At 69.0% G+C, this 17,508-nt stretch carries 15 protein-coding genes, 1 tRNA gene and 1 pseudogene; 9 read left to right on the forward strand and 8 right to left on the reverse strand.

Going from position 1 to position 17,508, the window contains the following annotated elements; all coding sequences use genetic code 11:
- Window positions 1–1,335, reverse strand: a complete 1,335-nt coding sequence (locus ACTWQE_RS00270; RefSeq protein ID WP_443326694.1) for a serine/threonine-protein kinase — start codon at window positions 1,333–1,335, stop codon at window positions 1–3.
- A gap of 520 nt (window positions 1,336–1,855) precedes the next feature.
- Window positions 1,856–2,404, reverse strand: a complete 549-nt coding sequence (locus tag ACTWQE_RS00275; RefSeq protein WP_443326695.1) for a helix-turn-helix domain-containing protein — start codon at window positions 2,402–2,404, stop codon at window positions 1,856–1,858.
- A 163-nt stretch (window positions 2,405–2,567) separates the two neighbouring features.
- On the opposite strand from ACTWQE_RS00275, the gene ACTWQE_RS00280 reads away from it, so the two are divergent.
- Window positions 2,568–2,640: transfer RNA gene (locus tag ACTWQE_RS00280), tRNA-Ala, on the forward strand.
- Window positions 2,641–2,740: 100 nt separating this feature from the next.
- On the opposite strand, the gene ACTWQE_RS00285 is transcribed toward ACTWQE_RS00280, so the two are convergent.
- A complete protein-coding gene (locus tag ACTWQE_RS00285; RefSeq protein ID WP_443326696.1) occupies window positions 2,741–3,466 on the reverse strand; it encodes a DUF5324 family protein in 726 nt (241 codons plus the stop codon).
- Between the two features lie 255 nt (window positions 3,467–3,721).
- Between ACTWQE_RS00285 and ACTWQE_RS00290 the strand changes: the two genes are divergently transcribed.
- Window positions 3,722–4,255, forward strand: coding sequence for a peptidylprolyl isomerase (locus ACTWQE_RS00290; protein ID WP_443326832.1), 534 nt, complete (start codon window positions 3,722–3,724; stop codon window positions 4,253–4,255).
- Between the two features lie 92 nt (window positions 4,256–4,347).
- Window positions 4,348–5,241: a rhomboid family intramembrane serine protease gene (locus ACTWQE_RS00295; protein ID WP_443326697.1), complete on the forward strand. Its 894-nt coding sequence runs from the start codon at window positions 4,348–4,350 to the stop codon at window positions 5,239–5,241.
- Window positions 5,242–5,516: 275 nt separating this feature from the next.
- On the opposite strand, the gene crgA is transcribed toward ACTWQE_RS00295, so the two are convergent.
- Window positions 5,517–5,771 carry a cell division protein CrgA gene (gene crgA, locus ACTWQE_RS00300; RefSeq protein WP_443326698.1) on the reverse strand — a complete coding sequence of 85 codons (255 nt, stop codon included), beginning with the start codon at window positions 5,769–5,771 and terminating at the stop codon, window positions 5,517–5,519.
- 141 nt (window positions 5,772–5,912) lie between these two features.
- Here crgA and ACTWQE_RS00305 point away from each other — a divergent pair, with 141 nt between their 5' ends.
- From ACTWQE_RS00305 to ACTWQE_RS00330, 6 genes and pseudogenes are all read left to right on the forward strand, one after another.
- Window positions 5,913–6,686: a DUF881 domain-containing protein gene (locus tag ACTWQE_RS00305; RefSeq protein ID WP_443326699.1), complete on the forward strand. Its 774-nt coding sequence runs from the start codon at window positions 5,913–5,915 to the stop codon at window positions 6,684–6,686.
- Window positions 6,687–6,718: 32 nt separating this feature from the next.
- Window positions 6,719–7,407, forward strand: a pseudogene (locus tag ACTWQE_RS00310) (class E sortase).
- 72 nt (window positions 7,408–7,479) lie between these two features.
- Window positions 7,480–7,659: a hypothetical protein gene (locus ACTWQE_RS00315; protein ID WP_432092321.1), complete on the forward strand. Its 180-nt coding sequence runs from the start codon at window positions 7,480–7,482 to the stop codon at window positions 7,657–7,659.
- Window positions 7,656–8,294, forward strand: coding sequence for an aminodeoxychorismate/anthranilate synthase component II (locus ACTWQE_RS00320; RefSeq protein WP_443326700.1), 639 nt, complete (start codon window positions 7,656–7,658; stop codon window positions 8,292–8,294). Before ACTWQE_RS00315 ends, ACTWQE_RS00320 begins: the two co-directional genes overlap by 4 nt.
- Window positions 8,295–9,166: 872 nt before the next feature.
- Window positions 9,167–9,877 (forward strand): class E sortase, encoded by a 711-nt coding sequence (locus tag ACTWQE_RS00325; RefSeq protein ID WP_443326701.1) that lies wholly within the window; start codon window positions 9,167–9,169, stop codon window positions 9,875–9,877.
- Window positions 9,878–9,920: 43 nt separating this feature from the next.
- Window positions 9,921–10,649: a class E sortase gene (locus tag ACTWQE_RS00330; protein WP_443326702.1), complete on the forward strand. Its 729-nt coding sequence runs from the start codon at window positions 9,921–9,923 to the stop codon at window positions 10,647–10,649.
- A gap of 210 nt (window positions 10,650–10,859) precedes the next feature.
- On the opposite strand, the gene pknB is transcribed toward ACTWQE_RS00330, so the two are convergent.
- The 4 genes from pknB to ACTWQE_RS00350 all read right to left on the reverse strand — a co-directional run bounded on the left by pknB (window position 10,860) and on the right by ACTWQE_RS00350 (window position 17,433).
- Window positions 10,860–12,872 (reverse strand): Stk1 family PASTA domain-containing Ser/Thr kinase, encoded by a 2,013-nt coding sequence (gene pknB / locus ACTWQE_RS00335; protein WP_443326703.1) that lies wholly within the window; start codon window positions 12,870–12,872, stop codon window positions 10,860–10,862.
- A 167-nt stretch (window positions 12,873–13,039) separates the two neighbouring features.
- A complete protein-coding gene (locus tag ACTWQE_RS00340) occupies window positions 13,040–14,497 on the reverse strand; it encodes a peptidoglycan D,D-transpeptidase FtsI family protein (protein WP_443326704.1) in 1,458 nt (485 codons plus the stop codon).
- Complete coding sequence (locus ACTWQE_RS00345; RefSeq protein ID WP_443326705.1) at window positions 14,494–15,891, reverse strand: FtsW/RodA/SpoVE family cell cycle protein; 1,398 nt, start codon at window positions 15,889–15,891, stop codon at window positions 14,494–14,496. The genes ACTWQE_RS00340 and ACTWQE_RS00345 overlap by 4 nt, the downstream gene beginning before the upstream one ends.
- A 21-nt stretch (window positions 15,892–15,912) precedes the next feature.
- Window positions 15,913–17,433, reverse strand: coding sequence for a PP2C family protein-serine/threonine phosphatase (locus ACTWQE_RS00350; protein ID WP_443326706.1), 1,521 nt, complete (start codon window positions 17,431–17,433; stop codon window positions 15,913–15,915).
- Window positions 17,434–17,508 lie beyond the last annotated feature (75 nt).

The raw sequence follows: 17,508 nt of genomic DNA on the forward strand, positions 1-17,508 counted from the left end.
TCAGCGCGCGTTCAGAGCCCAGAAGCCCACCGCGAAGCACAGCAGCGCCAGGGCCAGTACCGGGATCGTCACTTTCGGGGGCGGTCCCGGTCTGCGTGGCGGGGCCGGAATCTGCGAGGGACGTGGCGAGGCCGGCGGAGGCGAGGGAACCTGTGGGTTCTGAGCGGTGTATGGACGAGTAGGAACGTCATGACGCCGTACCGCGGACATCGGGACATGGGAGATGTCCGGGCCCGTGATGGGGGAGGGGGAAGGCACATGGGCAGGCGGAGGACCGGGAGTGGAGTGGACGGGTTGCCGGCCCGGCGGCGGTACGGGCATGGGCGTGGGCGTGGGCGTCGGTGGGGTGCTCGGCTGCTCGGCGCGCTGCGCGGGAGGAGCCAGTTGGAAGCTGCCCGTCTCCGACGGCGACGGTGGTGCGGAGGTCCGGTGCGTGTCACCGCCCGAACGGCCGGAGGCGGGCCCGTCCGGGCCGAACCCGGCGGGCAGCGGCCCGATGTGGTCGAAGACCTCGACGGCCTCCTCCTCGAGGGTGGCGTCCGGCAGCATCTCCGTGGCGGCCGTGAGCGCCTTGCGCGCGCCCGTGGCCGTGCGGAAGCGGGCCTGCGGGTCGGGCTGGAGAAGGTTGGCGAGCACCTGCCACAGCGGCTCCGGTACGCCCTCGGGCGCGCCCGGTACGCCATGGGCCAGGAAATGCTCGACCAGCGCCTGGGAGTCCGGCTTGCTGCCGGTCAGCAGATACAGCGCCACCAGGCCGACCGCGAAGAGGTCCGTGGGGAAGTCCGGCTCCGCGCCCAGCATCTGCTCGGGAGCGAAGTAACCGGGCGTGCCCACCACATAGTTGGTCTCCGTGAGCCGGGGCTCGCCCTTGCGCATCGAGATACCGAAGTCGGACAGGCGCAGATGCGGCCGCCCCGTACCAGTGGCCTCGAGCAGGATGTTGGCCGGCTTGATGTCGCGGTGCACCACGCCCTCGGCGTGGACCGCGGTGAGGCCCGACAGCAGCTGGTCGAGGAGTGTGCACACGAAGCGGGGCGGCAGGGGGCCGTAATCCCCGATGAGGTGGGCCAGCGAGCCGCCGCGCACCAGGTCCATGGTGAACAGCACCTTGTCGTCGTCCGCCGCCCAGCTCGCCGGAGCCAGCACATGGGGGTGGTCGATCCGCAGCGCTTGCTCACGGACGAACCGCAGCAGCGTGTGCGCGTCGCTCTGCTGCAGCACCTTGGCCGCGACATAGCGTCGCCGCCGTTGGTCCCATGCGCGCCACACGGCGCCCACCCCGCCGCGTCCGATCGGGTCGACCAGTTCGTACCGGCCAGCGAATACCTCACCCATGGCTCCGCGTCCGCCCCCTTGCCACTCAACCTGGTCCGCCTCGTCGTGGGCGACCGCCTCAGCGGTTCGCCAGGCGCCCTGTACCTGGAGGACTCTGCCAGCTCCGGGGGAGCCAAGGCGAGTCTCTTCATGTGTATACGCGATGCCGGCTGTGGAGCTCTGGCGGGTCTGCCGCTTCGCCGGCTGCCGCATACCGGTCCGGAAACGGCCGTGGTCCGCAACGGCGTGATGGAACAGGAACGGTCAGGGGCACGGACTCATAGCAGACGGGTAGTGGTTCAGCCCGGTGGCGGAGCAGCGGACATCGGCGTTCGCACGGGGTGCCGAAGAGGACGCCGAAGTGGGTGCTCGAAAGAGGACGCCCGAAGAGGGCGCCGAAGAAGTGGGTCCCGAAGAGGGTCTCCGAAGAGAGTGCCGCGAGAGGAGGCGGAGAGGCGCGCCACGTGACCGGGACGGAGGGTGGCCGACGGCCGCGGGGGGCGGGGACCGTCACGGTGGGACGGCCCCGCTTGCGCCTTCCTCAGCCCTGGTGCGACTCGTAGTGGGCAACCGCCTCGGCGGTCCGTCCGGCGCCGTACACCCGCAGGAACTCCGCCAGTTCGGGTTGGCTCGCGGCCAGCGTGTCCGCAGCTTCGATGATGTCTCCCGCCGCCGCGACCGACCTCAGCAGCGACTGGATCTCGCGGACCACCCGCCGGACCGTGGGCGCCCCGGAGCTCGAAGTGGACTGGGAGGTGGTGCTCAGTACGGATCCCCCGGAGGTCTTCTTGATCTCCTCCATGCGGTCCGCGGCCTCGGCGGCGCTGACGCTGCCGTCCGCGACCAGGCCCGCCAGCTCCTGGAGTGCCTGGACCCGCTGCACCACGGCAGGGTTGCCGATCTTCGCCCGCTGACCGCTCATCAGCTGCGACAGCATGGGTGCCGACAGCCCGAGCACAGCGGCCAACCGTGCCTGGTTGAGGCCGAGGTCGTCGATCAGCCGGCGAAAGAGCGCCCCCAGCGGCTCGCCGTACCAGCTGCGCTGCAGCTCCCGGGCTCTGGCTGTGGCTTCCTGCTGTGCTGCGTCCATCACGACTCCCCTTCGCTGCTGCGAACCTCGCGCGACATCCTACGGAGCGTGACTGCCGATCGGGAGTCCCTTATCCTTTTGCAGGGTTCCTCCGAAGACCCGGTACTCTGGTCTGCGGCAGTCGGCGGGGCAGCGGTGCGCAGCCGTCGGCTTCACCACCTTCGGGGCCTTAGCTCAGTTGGTAGAGCGCTGTCTTTGCATGGCAGATGTCAGGGGTTCGACTCCCCTAGGCTCCACCCCGAAAGTTGAGCGGCGGGAGACCTGTGGTCTCCCGCCGCTCTGCGTAGGGCGGTGCGTCCGGGGTTCCGATGGCGGTACGTCCCGGGGTGGCGCTGTTCAGCCCTGGTCTCCACGCTCGCGTTGCTCCGACTCCGCCTGCTTGGCCTGGACCTCCGGGTCCAGAGCGGTCTGCTCGCTGCCGTCGACGGAGGTGAGCGGCGGGCGGTCGCCGAGTTCCGTGGCGGCCGGGGGCTCGACGAGCCAGTCCGGATTGGCCTGCTTGTCCCACCACTTCCATACGGCGACGGCGCCTCCGACCAGCGCGCCGAGCACCAGCATCCGCTTGCCGGCGCGGCCGCAGGCGGCCCGGCGGCGACGCTTTCTCACCAGCTTCTCGATCTCCGCGGTGGTCACCTGTCCGCGGAGCGCGGCGATCGCGGCAGCGCTGCGTTCCACCGCCTCCTCGCGCACGGGCTCAGCGGCCGCCACGGCCTGCTCGACCCGGGGCACGGTGTACTCGGCCGCCTGGCGTGCCGCCTTGCGAGCGCGTTTCGCCGCTCGCGTCGCGGCGGCGTCCACCTTCGGCGGGAGCGACTCACGGGCCTGCTGAAAGCCTTGCTGCAGGCGGGGCTGAAGGTGTGCGTCGTACTGGACGAGTGCGGTGTCACGGGCCTGTTGTGCGGCCTGGGACACCTTGGGCGCCAGCCGTACGCGGGCCTCATGCGCGTAGTGCACGGCCTGGTCCTTGGCCGTGCCGGCGTATGGCGCCACCACCTCCGCGGCGTGCAGCACGCTGTCCTTCGCGGTGCCGGTCGCGGCGCGCACGCTGTCGATGCGGGTCACGGGATCCTCCTCCTCGGTGGCGGTACGGTTTTCGCCTTTCCACCCGATAAGAGATCATGCCCGCCCGGGGTCCGTACGGCATGCGCGGACAGGCATCCGGGTCAAGTTCGCCAAAAGCAGATCCAGGGGCCATGGGGAGCCCCTCCCGACACTGCCACGGTTTGCCGCCACGCGCTCCCGGTTCGGCGGCTACTCGTCGCGCCCGAGTCCGTGCGAGGATCGGTGAACGTCAGTGAAAACTACGGAAGGCAGATCGTGGCTGAGCAGCTCTACGCCACCCTGAAGACCAACCACGGCGACATCGAGATCCGGCTTCTGCCGAACCACGCGCCGAAGACGGTCAAGAACTTTGTCGAGCTCGCCGAGGGCACTCGCGAGTGGACTCACCCGCAGACCGGAAAGCGGTCCCAGGACAAGCTGTACGACGGCACGGTCTTCCACCGGGTGATCAGCGGTTTCATGATCCAGGGCGGCGACCCGCTGGGCAACGGCACCGGCGGCCCGGGGTACGAGTTCGGCGACGAGTTCCACCCGGACCTCGCGTTCGACCGGCCCTACCTGCTCGCCATGGCCAACGCCGGCCCGGGCACCAACGGCTCGCAGTTCTTCATCACCGTCTCGCCGACGGCTTGGCTGACGGGCAAGCACAGCATCTTCGGCGAGGTCGTCGACCCGAAGAGCCAGCAGGTCGTGGACGCCATCGCGGCCACCCAGACCAACCCGCGCACCGACCGTCCGCTGAAGGACGTCGTGATCGAGTCAGTCGTCGTGGAGACCCGCGAAGGCTGACCCGAACGGGAACCAACCCGCCCCGCCCGTCCGTATGAGGGGCGGGGCCGGTCTTTGGCAGGCCACCCGTTGAGCAGGGAGACGAGGGACCGATGGATCAGTCGCCAGGAAGCCCGGACAGTACCGCGGCCGCGGGCGGCACACACGGCTGCTACCGGCATCCGGATCGGGAGACCGGCATCCGATGCACCCGCTGTGACCGGCCCATCTGCCCGCAGTGCATGGTCAGCGCCTCTGTCGGCTTCCAGTGTCCCGAGTGTGTGCGCGAAGGGTCCGGGACCGGCCGTGCGGCGCGCGCGACCCGCCCGCGGACGATAGCGGGCGGCACACTGACCGAGGATCCGCGTCTGGTCACCAAGATCCTTCTGGCGCTCAATCTGGCGATCTGGTTCGCGGTGCTCGGTGCCGGCGACTGGCTGGTGAATGAGCTGGACCTGGTCGGAAGCCTCCGGTACCAGGGCATCGGAGAGGGAGTCGCCGAAGGCCAGTGGTACCGGCTGCTGACCGCGATGTTCCTGCACCAGCAGGTGATGCACATCGCCTTCAACATGCTGTCCCTGTGGTGGCTCGGCCCGCCGCTGGAGGCAGCCCTCGGCCGGGTGCGCTATCTGGCGCTGTATCTGCTCTCCGGCCTCGGCGGCAGCGCGCTCTCGTATCTGCTCGCGGCCCCGAACCAGCCCTCACTCGGTGCCTCGGGTGCCATCTTCGGTCTGCTCGGCGCGACGGCCGTGCTGATGCGCCGGATGGACTACGACATGCGACCGGTGATCGCGCTCCTGGCGCTCAATCTGGTCTTCACCTTCACCTGGGGCAATATCGCCTGGCAGGCCCACATCGGGGGCCTGGTCGTCGGCGCGGCGGTGGCCTACGGGATGGTGCACGCCCCCCGGCAGCACCGCGCTCTCGTGCAGCGGACGACCTGCCTGGTGACACTGCTGGCGATTGTCGCGGTGGTGTGGGTACGGACCCTCCAGCTCACCGGTTGAGGCGCTTCGAGCAGCCGGGACAGGTCAGTTGTCCACAGCGGGTGGCGGATCTTGTGCGTGCTGTGCGGGGTGGTCTCACGTAATCGCACTGACCTGCGTTTTCCCTGGAAGGACACGGGGTGACTGGTGGGCCGTAGGACGTACCACCAGTCACACCGGCGTCAATGCTCAACGGGTTATCCACAGATCTTCTGACCTTTTCCCCATGTGGACAGGGCTGTGGATAACTCTGTGGGCAACCTTGGGGCAAGGCTTGCGGCCGACGGTGCGCGCCGCTACTTCCACTGGGTGGAGACCACGAAGCCCGCAGCGATGAAGCCGAAGCCGACGACGATGTTCCAGTTGCCCAGAGAACCGATCGGCAGTTCACCGGTGGTCACGTAGAAGACGACGATCCAGGCCAGACCGATCAGGAACATCGTCAGCATCAACGGTGCCACCCAGCTGCGGCCGCTGGAGAGGTTGATGCTGGTCTGCTTCGTCGGAGGCGGCGTGAAATCGGCCTTCTTGCGGATGCGTGACTTCGGCACGAGGGGCTCTCCTGTCGATGCGCTGCGTGACCGCGCAGTGATCTGGGTCTGTCGCCGGGGCGAGGAGGGACGGGGCGTACTGCCTCCCCCGGGCGTCCGTTAGCGTAGTCCTTCCGCGGCGCAGAAGGAGATAAGGGTACGGTGAGCAATCCAGCGGACTCCGTCACCGACCGGTCCACGCGGACCCGCCGGTTCCGTCCGGTGCGTCTGCTGACCGCCGCGGTCTTCGCCCTCGCCGGACTCATCTTCTGGACGAGTTTCAACACGGCCCAGGGTACTAACCTCCGCACCGACGACTCGATGCTCAGACTGTCCGACCTGATCAGGGAGCGCAGTCGTAAGAACGCCCGGCTCGACGACGAAGCGGCGGTGGCGCGCGGCCAGGTCGAACGGCTCGCCGAGCGTGACGACGGCAGCACAGAGGCGGAGAAGCGCAAGCTCAACGCACTGGAGCAGGCCGCGGGCACCAAGAAGCTGAGCGGCCCCGGCCTGACCGTGACCCTGACGGACGCGCCGCCGAACGCCACCGCCCGTATCCCCGGTGTGCCCGAGCCGCAGCCCAACGACCTCGTCATCCATCAGCAGGACCTCCAGGCCGTGGTCAACGCGCTGTGGCAGGGAGGGGCCCGGGGCATCAAGGTCATGGACCAGCGGCTCATCTCCACCAGCGCGGTCCGGTGTGTCGGCAACACCCTGATCCTTCAGGGCCGGGTCTACTCGCCCCCCTACAAGGTGACCGCCGTCGGCAGCACCCCCCGGCTCCAGAAGGCGCTGGCCGACTCCCCGACGATCCAGAACTACATGCAGTACGTCAACGCCTACGGTCTGGGCTGGAAAGTCGACCAGCACAGAGCGGTGACTCTGCCCGGTTACTCCGGCACGGTGGATCTGCACCACGCAAGGCCCGCGGAGTAGCCGCGACCGAAGGACCGCCGGTGTCGATGACGGTGACCGTGCGACTGATCGTCAGAACGCCCAGCGAAGTCTTTGTCACCGTGGGCGCCGTCATCGTGCTGTTGGTCGTCCATGTGCTGTCTGGACCGGGATTCGGGGCCGAGAGCGCGATGCACCGTGGAATCGGCCGGCTCGAGGAACGGTGGTCCGCCGGCCCGGCGGCCGGGCCGGGGCGGACGGAGCAGCCGGGACGTACGGCCCCGGCGCGGCCGTATGAGCGCGGAAAGTCTTCGCCGTGATGCACATCCCACGTTCCGGTGACAGGTGGGCCGAACCCGTGCTCGAGGGCACGGACGCCCGCCCCCTCCAGAGGGGGCTCGGCCACTACGAGCGCACGGCCGGTCTCGGCGGAACCGGAAACTTTCGCGGTCGCCGGGCACCGTCGCACGTACGGCGACCCGTTCAAGGACTTCCCGGCACTGCGGCCCGGCGATGCCGTGGTGCTCACCGACGGCGCGACCTGGTCACCTACCGCGTCGACGGGACGCCGTACGGCACGCTCCCGTCGGACACCTCGGTCCTCGCCCCGGTCCCGGAGAAGGCCGGATTCGACCGGCCGGGCCGCCATCTCACCCTGACCACCCGCGAGCCGGAGTGGGCACAGCCACCGGCTGATCGTTTGGGCACACCTCGAAACAGCACGGGCCTCGGGCGGGGCAACCCCGGTGCATTGCGCAGCTGACCCACCCGCCACACGCTCCGACCCTTAGTCTGGGTGCTGCAATCGACTTCGGCACCGGCAAGTAGGGACAGGATGTACGGCTGGATCTGGCGGCATCTGCCGGGGAACGCTTGGGTGCGGGCGGGGATCTCGCTCGTCCTGGTACTGGCGATCGTCTTCGTGCTCTTCCAGTACGTCTTCCCCTGGGCGGAGCCCCTGCTTCCGTTCAATGATGTGACGGTCGACAACGGCGGAGGACCTTCAGCCCGATGAGTGCACGCATTCTCGTCGTCGACAACTACGACAGCTTCGTCTTCAACCTCGTCCAGTACCTCTACCAGCTCGGAGCCGAGTGCGAGGTGCTGCGCAACGACGAGGTCGGGACCGCGCACGCCCAGGACGGATTCGACGGCGTACTGCTGTCCCCGGGGCCGGGCACTCCGGAGCAGGCGGGCGTCTGTGTCGACATGGTCCGGCACTGCGCGGACACCGGGGTGCCGGTGTTCGGAGTGTGCCTGGGGATGCAGTCGATGGCGGTCGCCTACGGCGGAGTCGTCGACCGGGCGCCCGAACTGCTGCACGGCAAGACCTCCCGCGTGACGCACGAGGGCAGTGGTGTCTTCGGGGGGCTCCCCTCGCCGTTCACCGCCACGAGATACCACTCCCTCGCCGTCGAACGGGGCACCGTCCCGGACGAGTTGGAGGTCACGGCCTGGACGGACACAGGGATCGCGATGGGGCTGCGGCACCGGGACCTGCCGGTGGAGGGAGTGCAGTTCCACCCTGAGTCGGTGCTCACCGAGTGGGGGCACCGGATGCTCGCCAACTGGCTCGTGGTCTGCGGGGACGCCGGTGCCGTGGAACGGTCCGCGGGGCTTGCGCCGGTGGTCGGCAAGGTCGGCGCGTGACCGCACTCCGCCCCGAACGCGACGCGGAGTCGCCGCACGGAGAGCCGCACGGCGACTCCGGTGCGTTCGAGGCGGCTGTCGGACGGCTCCGCGATCCGTTGAACGACCCCTTGCCGGGACAGAGCGCCGGCCAGGTGTCCGCACAGGACCAGGTTTCCGGACCCGCCGCGGGGCAGACCGCGGGCCGGGCTCTGGGGCATGTGCCGTATCAGGTACCGAGTGAGGCCTCGGAGCAACAGGTCTCACCGTGGTTCCGTTCTCCGTCGGAGCCCGAGCCGGGGGGCGAGACGGCCGGGCCCCCGCTCTCGTCGTCTCCGTCGACCTCGTACGGCGAGTCGACGTCGTACGGCCAGGGGTCCGCCGGTCGGCACGGCCGGGCGTACGTCTCTCCGCCGGAGCCCGGGCAGACGCACGCGCCGGCACCGACGGAGCCCGGGGGCCCGTACACGCCCGCTGATGCCTGGCGGATCCTCGCGCAGACCCCTGCCCCGGAGGACTACGCGGCCCCCTCGGGCCCGGCTGCCGCCGGACACACCGGTCGGCAGGGATCCGGACCGCGCCATGCCTCCCCGCGTCCCGACGAGGCTCCCATGCCCGCGCCGGCCCCCGGCGAGCAGCCGGGGGCCGGCGCGGCGGCTGCGGGATCCCGGACCGGAGAGGCCGGGGACGACGAAACCGTGGCGTTGCGTGTCGCGGGTACCTCCGTGTCCCCGCGGCCCGCGTCGTCCGCCAGGTCCGGCACTCCCGTTGCAGGTGGCCGGGCCGCGCGGCGGAAGGCGGCCCGGAGCGCCGGGCGGCTGGGCGGCAGACGCGGACGGCGTGCAGCGGGGCCGAGCGCCACCCGTGCGGATGTTCCCGCCCCCCGGTCCCGTATGGAGGCCCGTCGTCAGGCACGGGCGCGCAAGGATCCGCCGAGTGTCATCGCCAGCCGCGTCCTCGGGGAGACATTCATCACGATCGGCGTGCTGATGCTGCTGTTCGTGACCTACCAGCTCTGGTACACGAACGTTCTCGCCCAGCAGGAGGCCGGCGGAGCGGCCAGCAACCTGCAGAACCGGTGGGACAGTGGCGGCGACGACCGGAAGGCGGGCGCCTTCTCGCCCGGCCAGGGCTTCGCGATCATGTACATCCCCAAGCTGGACGTGAAGGTCCCGATTGCCGAGGGCATCGACAAGCACAAGGTCCTGGACCGCGGCATGGTCGGCCACTACGCCGACGGCAAGCTGAAGACGGCCATGCCCTGGGACAAGAAGGGCAACTTCGCGGTGGCGGGGCACCGCAACACACACGGCGAGCCCTTCCGGTACATCAACCGGCTCGATCCGGGCGACGAGATCATCATCGAGACGCAGCGCAGCTTCTACACGTATGAGATGGCGAGCATCCTTCCGCAGACGCTGCCCTCGAACATCGACGTGATCAAACCGGTGCCGCCGGGCTCGGGTTTCACCCGGCCCGGGCGCTACATCACGCTGACGACCTGCACACCGGAGTTCACCAGCACCTATCGAATGATCGTCTGGGGAAAGATGGTCGACGAGCGGGCGCGCAGCGAGGGCAAGCCGGACGCACTCGTCGGCTAGGGCCCAGAGAACAATCGAAACATCGGAAACGGAGTACGACGCGGTGGCAGCGACCCATCACGCAGAGGACACCGAGGCACAGCCACCGCAGCGATCGCGCCCCGGGCGCCGGATAGCCGCCGCCATCAGTGTCGTCGGCGAACTGTTGATCACCGCCGGTCTGGTCCTCGCCCTGTTCGTCGTCTACTCGCTGTGGTGGACCAATGTGCTGGCGGACCGGGAGGCCTCCCGTCAGGGCGACCGGATCCGCGACCGCTGGGCGGGCGGGCCGGGCGCACTGGACACCAAGGACGGCATCGGCTTCCTGCATGTGCCGGCGATGAGGAACGGCGAGGTGCTGGTCACCAAGGGGACCGGCACCGAGGAGCTCAACCACGGAGTCGCCGGCTTCTACACCAAGCCCATGAAGTCGGCGATGCCCTGGGACGACCAGGGCAATTTCACCCTGGCCGCGCACCGCGACGGCCACGGCGCGAAGTTCCACAACATCGACAAGCTCGACGAGGGCGACGCCGTCGTCTTCGAGACCCGCGACACCTGGTACGTCTACACGGTCTTCGCGAAGCTGCCGGAGACCTCGAAGTTCAATGTGGACGTGCTGGATGACATCCCGAAGGAGTCGGGCAGGAAGAAGGCGGGCCGCTACATCACGCTGACGACCTGCACGCCGGTCTACACATCGAAGTACCGGTACGTCGTCTGGGGCGAGCTGGAACGCACGGAGAAGGTGGACGCGGACCGTACGCCCCCCGAGGAGCTGCGCCGGACGTAGGGCGCGCTGTGTACGCCGTAACGGGGTCGGAGAGGCTCCCGGGGCGGGGAGAGGCTCCCCGGGCGTCCAGAAGGGCGCGGAGAGGCCGCGAGAGGTCGCCCCGGAGGCAGGGAGAGGCCTCAGAGACATGGAGGGCACGGAGAGGCCCCGGCACCCACCCAAGTGAGGTGCCGGGGCCTCTCCGTGCCCTCTGACGGCTCAGGTCTTCGTCTAGCCGGCCGGGCCGCCGAAGATACCGCCGTCGTCGCCGTTCTGGCCCCCGTCGCCGTTCTGGTCCCCGTCGCCGCCCTGAGGCGGTGCCGTGACCAGGTTCACGGAGTCACCCTTCTTCACCTCGGTGCCCGCCGCCGGGTTGGTGGCGACCACGATGGCGTTGCCCTCCTGGGCCGGACCGATGCCGCTGACGACCAGGCCCGCTTCCTCGAGCGCCTTCTTGGCGTCCTTGAGCTTCTGGTTGGTCACATCCGGCATGGCGAACTTCTCGGCCGCCTTGGCCACCGTGAGGGTGACGGTCGACTGCGGCTCCACCTGGCTGTTGCCGGGCGGTGTCTGCGCGATGACCGTGCCCGCGGCCACGTCCTCACGCTCGGTCTCCTGGGTAGTGACCTCGAGGTCGAGCGCCTCCAGCTGCTGCTGGGCCGTGGCGATCGGCTGGTTGGTCACGTCCGGGACGGTGACCTTCTCCTTCTCCTTGGCGACCGAGAGAGTGATCGTCGCGGTCTTCGGCTTCTTGCTCTCCGCGGCGGGCGCCTGATCGATCACGATCCCGGGGGTGCGCTCCGACTCGACCGGCTTGGCGAGGATCTTGTCGCCGTCGAAGCCCTTGTCCTCGAGAGCCTCCCGGGCCTTCTCGAGGGACAGGCCCTGGACGTCCGGAACGGAGATCAGCTGAGGACCCGAGCACAGGGTGACCTTGACCGTGCCGTTCTTGTCGACCCTGGCGCCCTGGGCCGGGCTCTGCTTGGTGATCTGGTTCTTCTTGACGTTGCCGCAGCTCTTCGAGCCGTCCTTGACGACGTTGAAGCCGCCGTTCTCGCCCTGGGACTTGGCTTCGGCCAAGGTGTTGCCGACGAGATTGGGCACGTCGACCCGGCTGGCGGGGGTGGTTCCGCCGAAGATCTCCTTGCCGATGAAGATCGCTCCGACCAGCACCAGTATGCCCGCGACCACCAGCAGGATCGTCGAGGTGTTGCTCTTCCTGTCGCCCCCGCCGCGGCGGCGGTCCGGGCGCTCGTCGTAGCCGTAGCCACCGTCGTCCTCGCGCATCGGCGGCAGCATGGAGGTCTGCCCGTGCGCGTCCTGGGCGCGCAGGGCGGTCGTCGGCTGGTCCGCGCCGTACGCTCCGTAGCCGACCGAGCCCATGGCAGCCGTGGCCGCCACCGGCTGGCCCTCGAGAGCCGCTTCGATGTCGGCGCGCATCTCGTCGGCCGACTGGTACCGGTAGTCGGGGTCCTTGGTGAGCGCCTTGAGGACGATGGCGTCCATCTCCGGAGGGAGCTCCGGATCGAAGGTGCTCGGCGGCTGAGGCTCCTCGCGGACGTGCTGGTACGCCACCGCGACCGGGGAGTCGCCCACGAAGGGCGGCCGGACGGTCAGCAGCTCGTACAGCAGGCAGCCGGTGGAGTACAGGTCGGAGCGCGCGTCGACCTGCTCGCCCTTGGCCTGCTCGGGAGAGAGGTACTGCGCGGTGCCGATGACCGCGGCCGTCTGCGTCATGGTCATGCCCGAGTCGCCCATGGCGCGGGCGATGCCGAAGTCCATGACCTTGACCTGGCCGGTGCGCGTCAGCATGACGTTGGCCGGCTTGATGTCGCGGTGGACGATGCCGGCCCGGTGGGAGTACTCCAGGGCCTGGAGGATCCCGACGGTCATCTCCAGCGACCGTTCGGGCAACAGCTTTCTGCCGGAGTGCAGCAGCTCACGGAGGGTCGACCCGTCCACGTACTCCATGACGATGTACGGGATCGAGACGCCGTCGACGTAGTCCTCGCCGGTGTCGTAGACCGCGACGATCGACGGGTGGTTGAGCGAGGCGGCCGACTGGGCCTCTCGGCGGAACCGGGCCTGGAACGACGGGTCGCGCGCCAGATCGACCCGCAGCGTCTTCACAGCGACGGTGCGGCCGAGGCGGGTGTCATGGGCGAGGTACACCTCGGCCATACCGCCGCGGCCGAGCACCGAGCCCAGCTCGTACCGGCCGCCGAGGCGACGCGGCTCTTCCATAGCTTCTCCAGCCCTCTCCGTCATTCCCGACGCACCGGTATGGGGTCCGGCGGTGTGCTGCTCGGGCCTACCGTACCCGGCACGCCGTGGGGGTCCCGGACGCGACCGCTACCTGATACCGGACCGGTACGGTCGCGTGGGCAGTTCGGTTCAGAGCGTGATCCGGGTCACTTGCCGTTGAGTACCGCCTCCATGACGTCCTTGGCGATCGGCGCGGCAAGGCCGCCGCCGGAGATGTCGTCACGGTTGGCACTGCCGTCCTCGACGACCGTGGCAACCGCGACAGGGCTGCCGTTGTCGGTCTTTGCGTATGAGATGAACCACGCGTAGGGCTTCTCACTGTTGTCGACACCGTGCTGTGCGGTACCGGTCTTGCCACCGACGGTGACGCCCGGGATCTGGGCCTTGGTGCCGGTGCCCTCCTTGACGACCGTCTCCATCATGTCCTGAAGCTTCTGGGCGTTCTCCCCGCTGAGCGGACGGCTCATCTCCTCGGGCTTGTGCTGCTCGATCACATTGAGGTTCGGCGCACGGAGCTGGTCCACCATGTACGGCTTCATGAGCTTGCCGTCGTTGGCGATCGCGGAGGTCACCATCGCCATCTGGAGCGGAGTCGTGGCGGTGTTGAACTGGCCGATGGAGGAGAGGGCGTTGCCGGGCCGGTCCATCTTGTCGTCGTAGACGCTCTTGTCGGCGCGGACCGGGGTGAAGACCTCTTCGTTGAAGCCGAACTTCTCGGCCTGCTCGACCATCTTGTCCCGGCCGACGTCGTCGCCCAGCTTGCCGAAGACGGTGTTGCAGGAGAACCGCAGTGCCTGGCGGAGAGTGGCGTTCTCGCAGGGGATGTTGCCCTCGTTCTCCAGGTTCTTGGTGCTGAGCGGCAGCTGCCAGGGCAGCGGCGAGTCGGTCTCGGCGTCGATGTCCGTGACCTTGCCGTTCTCCAGGGCGGCGGCGGCCGTGACGACCTTGAAGGTCGAGCCGGGCGGGTACGTTTCCCGCAGCGCCCGGTTGACCATCGGCTTGTCCTCGTCCTTGTTCAGCTTGACCCAGGCGTCCGTGTCCTTGTCGGAGTTGCCCGCGAAGCTGGACGGGTTGTAGCTCGGGGTGCTGGCCAGGGCGAGGATCGCGCCGGTCTTCGGGTCGAGGGCGACGACCGCGCCCTTCTTGTCGCCGAGGCCCTCGAAGGCGGCCTTCTGCGCCTTGGCGTTGAGGGTGGTGACGACCTGTCCGCCCTTCTTCTCCTTGCCGGTGATCATGTCGATCGTGCGGTTGAAGAAGAGCCGGTCGTCGTCACCGGTGAGGATGCCGTCGTAGATCTCTTCGAGCTGGTTGGCGCCGAACGCCTGTGATGCGCGGCCGGTGACCGGCGCCCACATCGGGCCGTTCTTGTAGGTGCGCTTGAACTTGAAGTCGCTGCCGCTGGTCTCGGAGTGGCCGGTGACCGCCTTGCCGTCGACGATGATGTCGCCGCGCTCCTGGGCGTAACGGGCAATGGCGACCCGGCGGTTGTTGGCGTCGGTGGAGAGCTCTTCGGCCTGGACGAACTGGACCCAGTTGACGCGGACCAGCAGGGCGAGGACGAGCAGGCCGCAGAAAATGGCGACCCGGCGGAGAGGTTTGTTCACGGTCGGACCACCTGAGTCATTTCGGCGTCGGTGGACGGGGCGGGAGCCGGTGCCGGGCGCCGCGCGGTGTCGCTGATCCGTAGCAGGATGGCGATGAGCGCCCAGTTGGCGATGACGGACGAGCCGCCCTGTGCGAGGAAGGGCATGGTCATACCGGTCAGCGGGATGAGACCGGTGACGCCGCCGGCGACGACGAAGACCTGGAGCGCGAAGGCGCCGGAGAGGCCGACGGAGAGAAGCTTGCCGAAGGGGTCACGGGCGGCGAGGGCGGTGCGTACGCCACGCTCGATCAGCAGCCCGTACAGCACCAGGATCGCCATGAGGCCGGTGAGGCCCAGCTCCTCGCCGACGGTGGCGAGGATGTAGTCGCTCTTGGGTGCGATACCGCCGATGAGACGGGAGTAGCCCTGGCCCAGGCCGGATCCGAAGATGCCCCCGGACCCGAAGGAGTACATGGCCTGTGCGGTTTCGGTGACGCCGCCGTTGACGAGGCGGAGCGGGTCGAGCCAGTCGTCGACACGGCGCTGGACGTGGCCCGCGAAGGAGGCCACGGCGACGGCGCCGGCCGCGCTCAGGGTGAGGCCGAAGACGACCCAACTGGTGCGCTCGGTGGCGACATACAGCATGATCACGAAGAGGCCGAAGAACAGCAGCGACGTGCCGAGGTCGGTCTCGAAGATCAGGATCAGCAGGCTGAGCGCCCAGATCACCAGAATGGGACCGAGGTCGCGGCCCCGCGGCAGATACAGGCCCATGAAGCGGCGGCTGGCGAGCGCGAGTGCGTCCCGCTTCACCATCAGGTAACCGGCGAAGAAGACCGCGATGACGATCTTCGCGAACTCACCCGGCTGGAGCGAGCCGACACCGGGGATGGTGATCCAGATCCGTGCGCCGAACCGGGCCGGGAAGAACATCGGCGCGATCAGGAGGAGCAGCGCCACCACCATGGAGATGTAGGTGTAACGCTGCAGGACGCGGTGGTCCTTGAGGAAGGCGAGCACGCCGAGGAACAGTGCGACGCCCAGGGTGGACCACATCAGCTGGCCGGGTGCCATCGCACCGCCGAGCTGCGGGGTGGTGATGGTCGGCTCCTGGTCGAGCCGCCAGATGAGCACCAGGCCGAGGCCGTTGAGCAGCGTGGCGACGGGGAGCATCAGCGGGTCGGCGTACGGGGCGAACTTGCGGACCATCAGATGCGCGACACCCGCGAGGAGACCGAGGCCCACGCCGTAGCCGAGCATGCCGGCCGGCATGCTGCCGTCCTTCGCCAGGCCCACGTTGGCGTAGGCGAAGACCGGGATCAGGATGGCGAAGACGAGCAGCGCGAGTTCGGTGTTGCGCCGGCTCGGAGCTCCTACGGAGCTGATCGTGGTCGTGTTCGTGGTGCTGGTCATGGTCTGGACGGCCCCCTACGGCTACTGCTGGGTGCTATCGCACTGTTTGGCCAGCTGCTGCTCTTCCTCCGACAGGCTGGGGCCGGGCGTCGGAGTGGCGCTGCTGCTCGGGCTGTTCTTGTCGGTCGTGCTACGGGTCGCGGGCTCGCCGCCGGCCTCGCCCTGCTGGTCGTCGGTCTTCCGGCGGTCCTTGGCCTGCTGCTCGGCGGCCTTGGCCTGCTCGGCGCGCTTGTGGCACGCCGAGGCCTGGTTACCGAGCTCCTCGACCTTGTCCTCCGCCTGTCCGAGGCTGCCGACCGCGATCGTCTCCTTGACCTGGTTCCGCTGATAGGCGGGGAGGTACTTGAGTTCGATCTCGGGGTGGTCCTCATGGACCTCGTTGAGGCTGATCCACGCCAGATCCTGGCTGATGCCCTGGTAGAGCGCGATGTGCTTGCCCTTGGCACCGACGTAGTACTGGGTCTGGGTCCAGCGGTAGCCGCCGTAGAGGGCCGCGCCGACGACGCCGAGCGCGAGCGTGATGACCAGCGATCTCTTGAGCCAGCTGCCGCGGTGGGCGGGCTTGGTGAAGTCCTCGTCGGTGTACGCGCCGTAGCTGCCGTCGGAGAGACCGGCGATGCCGGGGTCGCCGCTGCCGGGCGGGCCGAAGCCACCGGAGTCTGCGCCGGGCGCCTGCGGGGGGACGCCCCGCCCGAGCTCGGCGGCACGGCCGGCCGGGGTCTGCATGGCGCCGTCGTCGCCGAGCTGATGCTGGTTCTCCGCCACCGCGCCCACTACGACAGGGGTGTCGTTGAGCTGTCCGGCGAGGGTGTCGCTGTCGTCGACGTCGAGAACGTCGGCGACGATGCAGGTGATGTTGTCGGGGCCGCCGCCGCGCAGAGCGAGCTGGATCAGCTCCTGCACGGTCTCGTGCGGGCCCTGGTAGCCGGCGAGTGTGTCCTCGAGGGTCTGGTGGCTGACGACGCCGGAGAGACCGTCGGAGCAGATGAGGTAACGGTCGCCGGCCCGGACCTCACGGATGGAGAGGTCGGGCTCCACATGGTCACCGCTGCCCAGCGCCCGCATCAGCAAAGAGCGCTGCGGGTGGGTGGTGGCCTCCTCCTCGGTGATCCGGCCCTCGTCGACGAGCCGTTGTACCCAGGTGTGGTCCTGGGTGATCTGGGTGAGGACACCGTCGCGCAGCAGATAGGCGCGGGAGTCGCCGACGTGGACGAGACCCAGCCGCTGTCCGGTCCACAGCAGGGCGGTGAGCGTGGTGCCCATGCCCTCGAGCTGGGAGTCCTCCTCGACCATGACGCGCAGCTGGTCGTTGGCCCGCTGCACGGCCGAACCGAGGGACGTCAGGATGTCGGAGCCCGGCACGTCGTCGTCGAGCTGGACGAGTGTGGAGATCACTTCGGAGCTGGCGACCTCGCCCGCGGCCTGACCACCCATGCCGTCGGCGATGGCGAGAAGGCGGGGGCCGGCGTAACCGGAGTCCTCGTTGCCCTCGCGGATCATGCCTTTGTGCGATCCGGCGGCGAAGCGCAGTGACAGACTCATGCGCACCTCGCCCGTCGGCTCCGGGTACATCCGCACGGTGCCCACCCTCCGGTCGGGAGCTTGCCGAGGCCTGTT

Source organism: Streptomyces sp. 8N706 (assembly GCF_052245415.1).
Classification (GTDB): Bacteria; Actinomycetota; Actinomycetes; order Streptomycetales; family Streptomycetaceae; genus Streptomyces.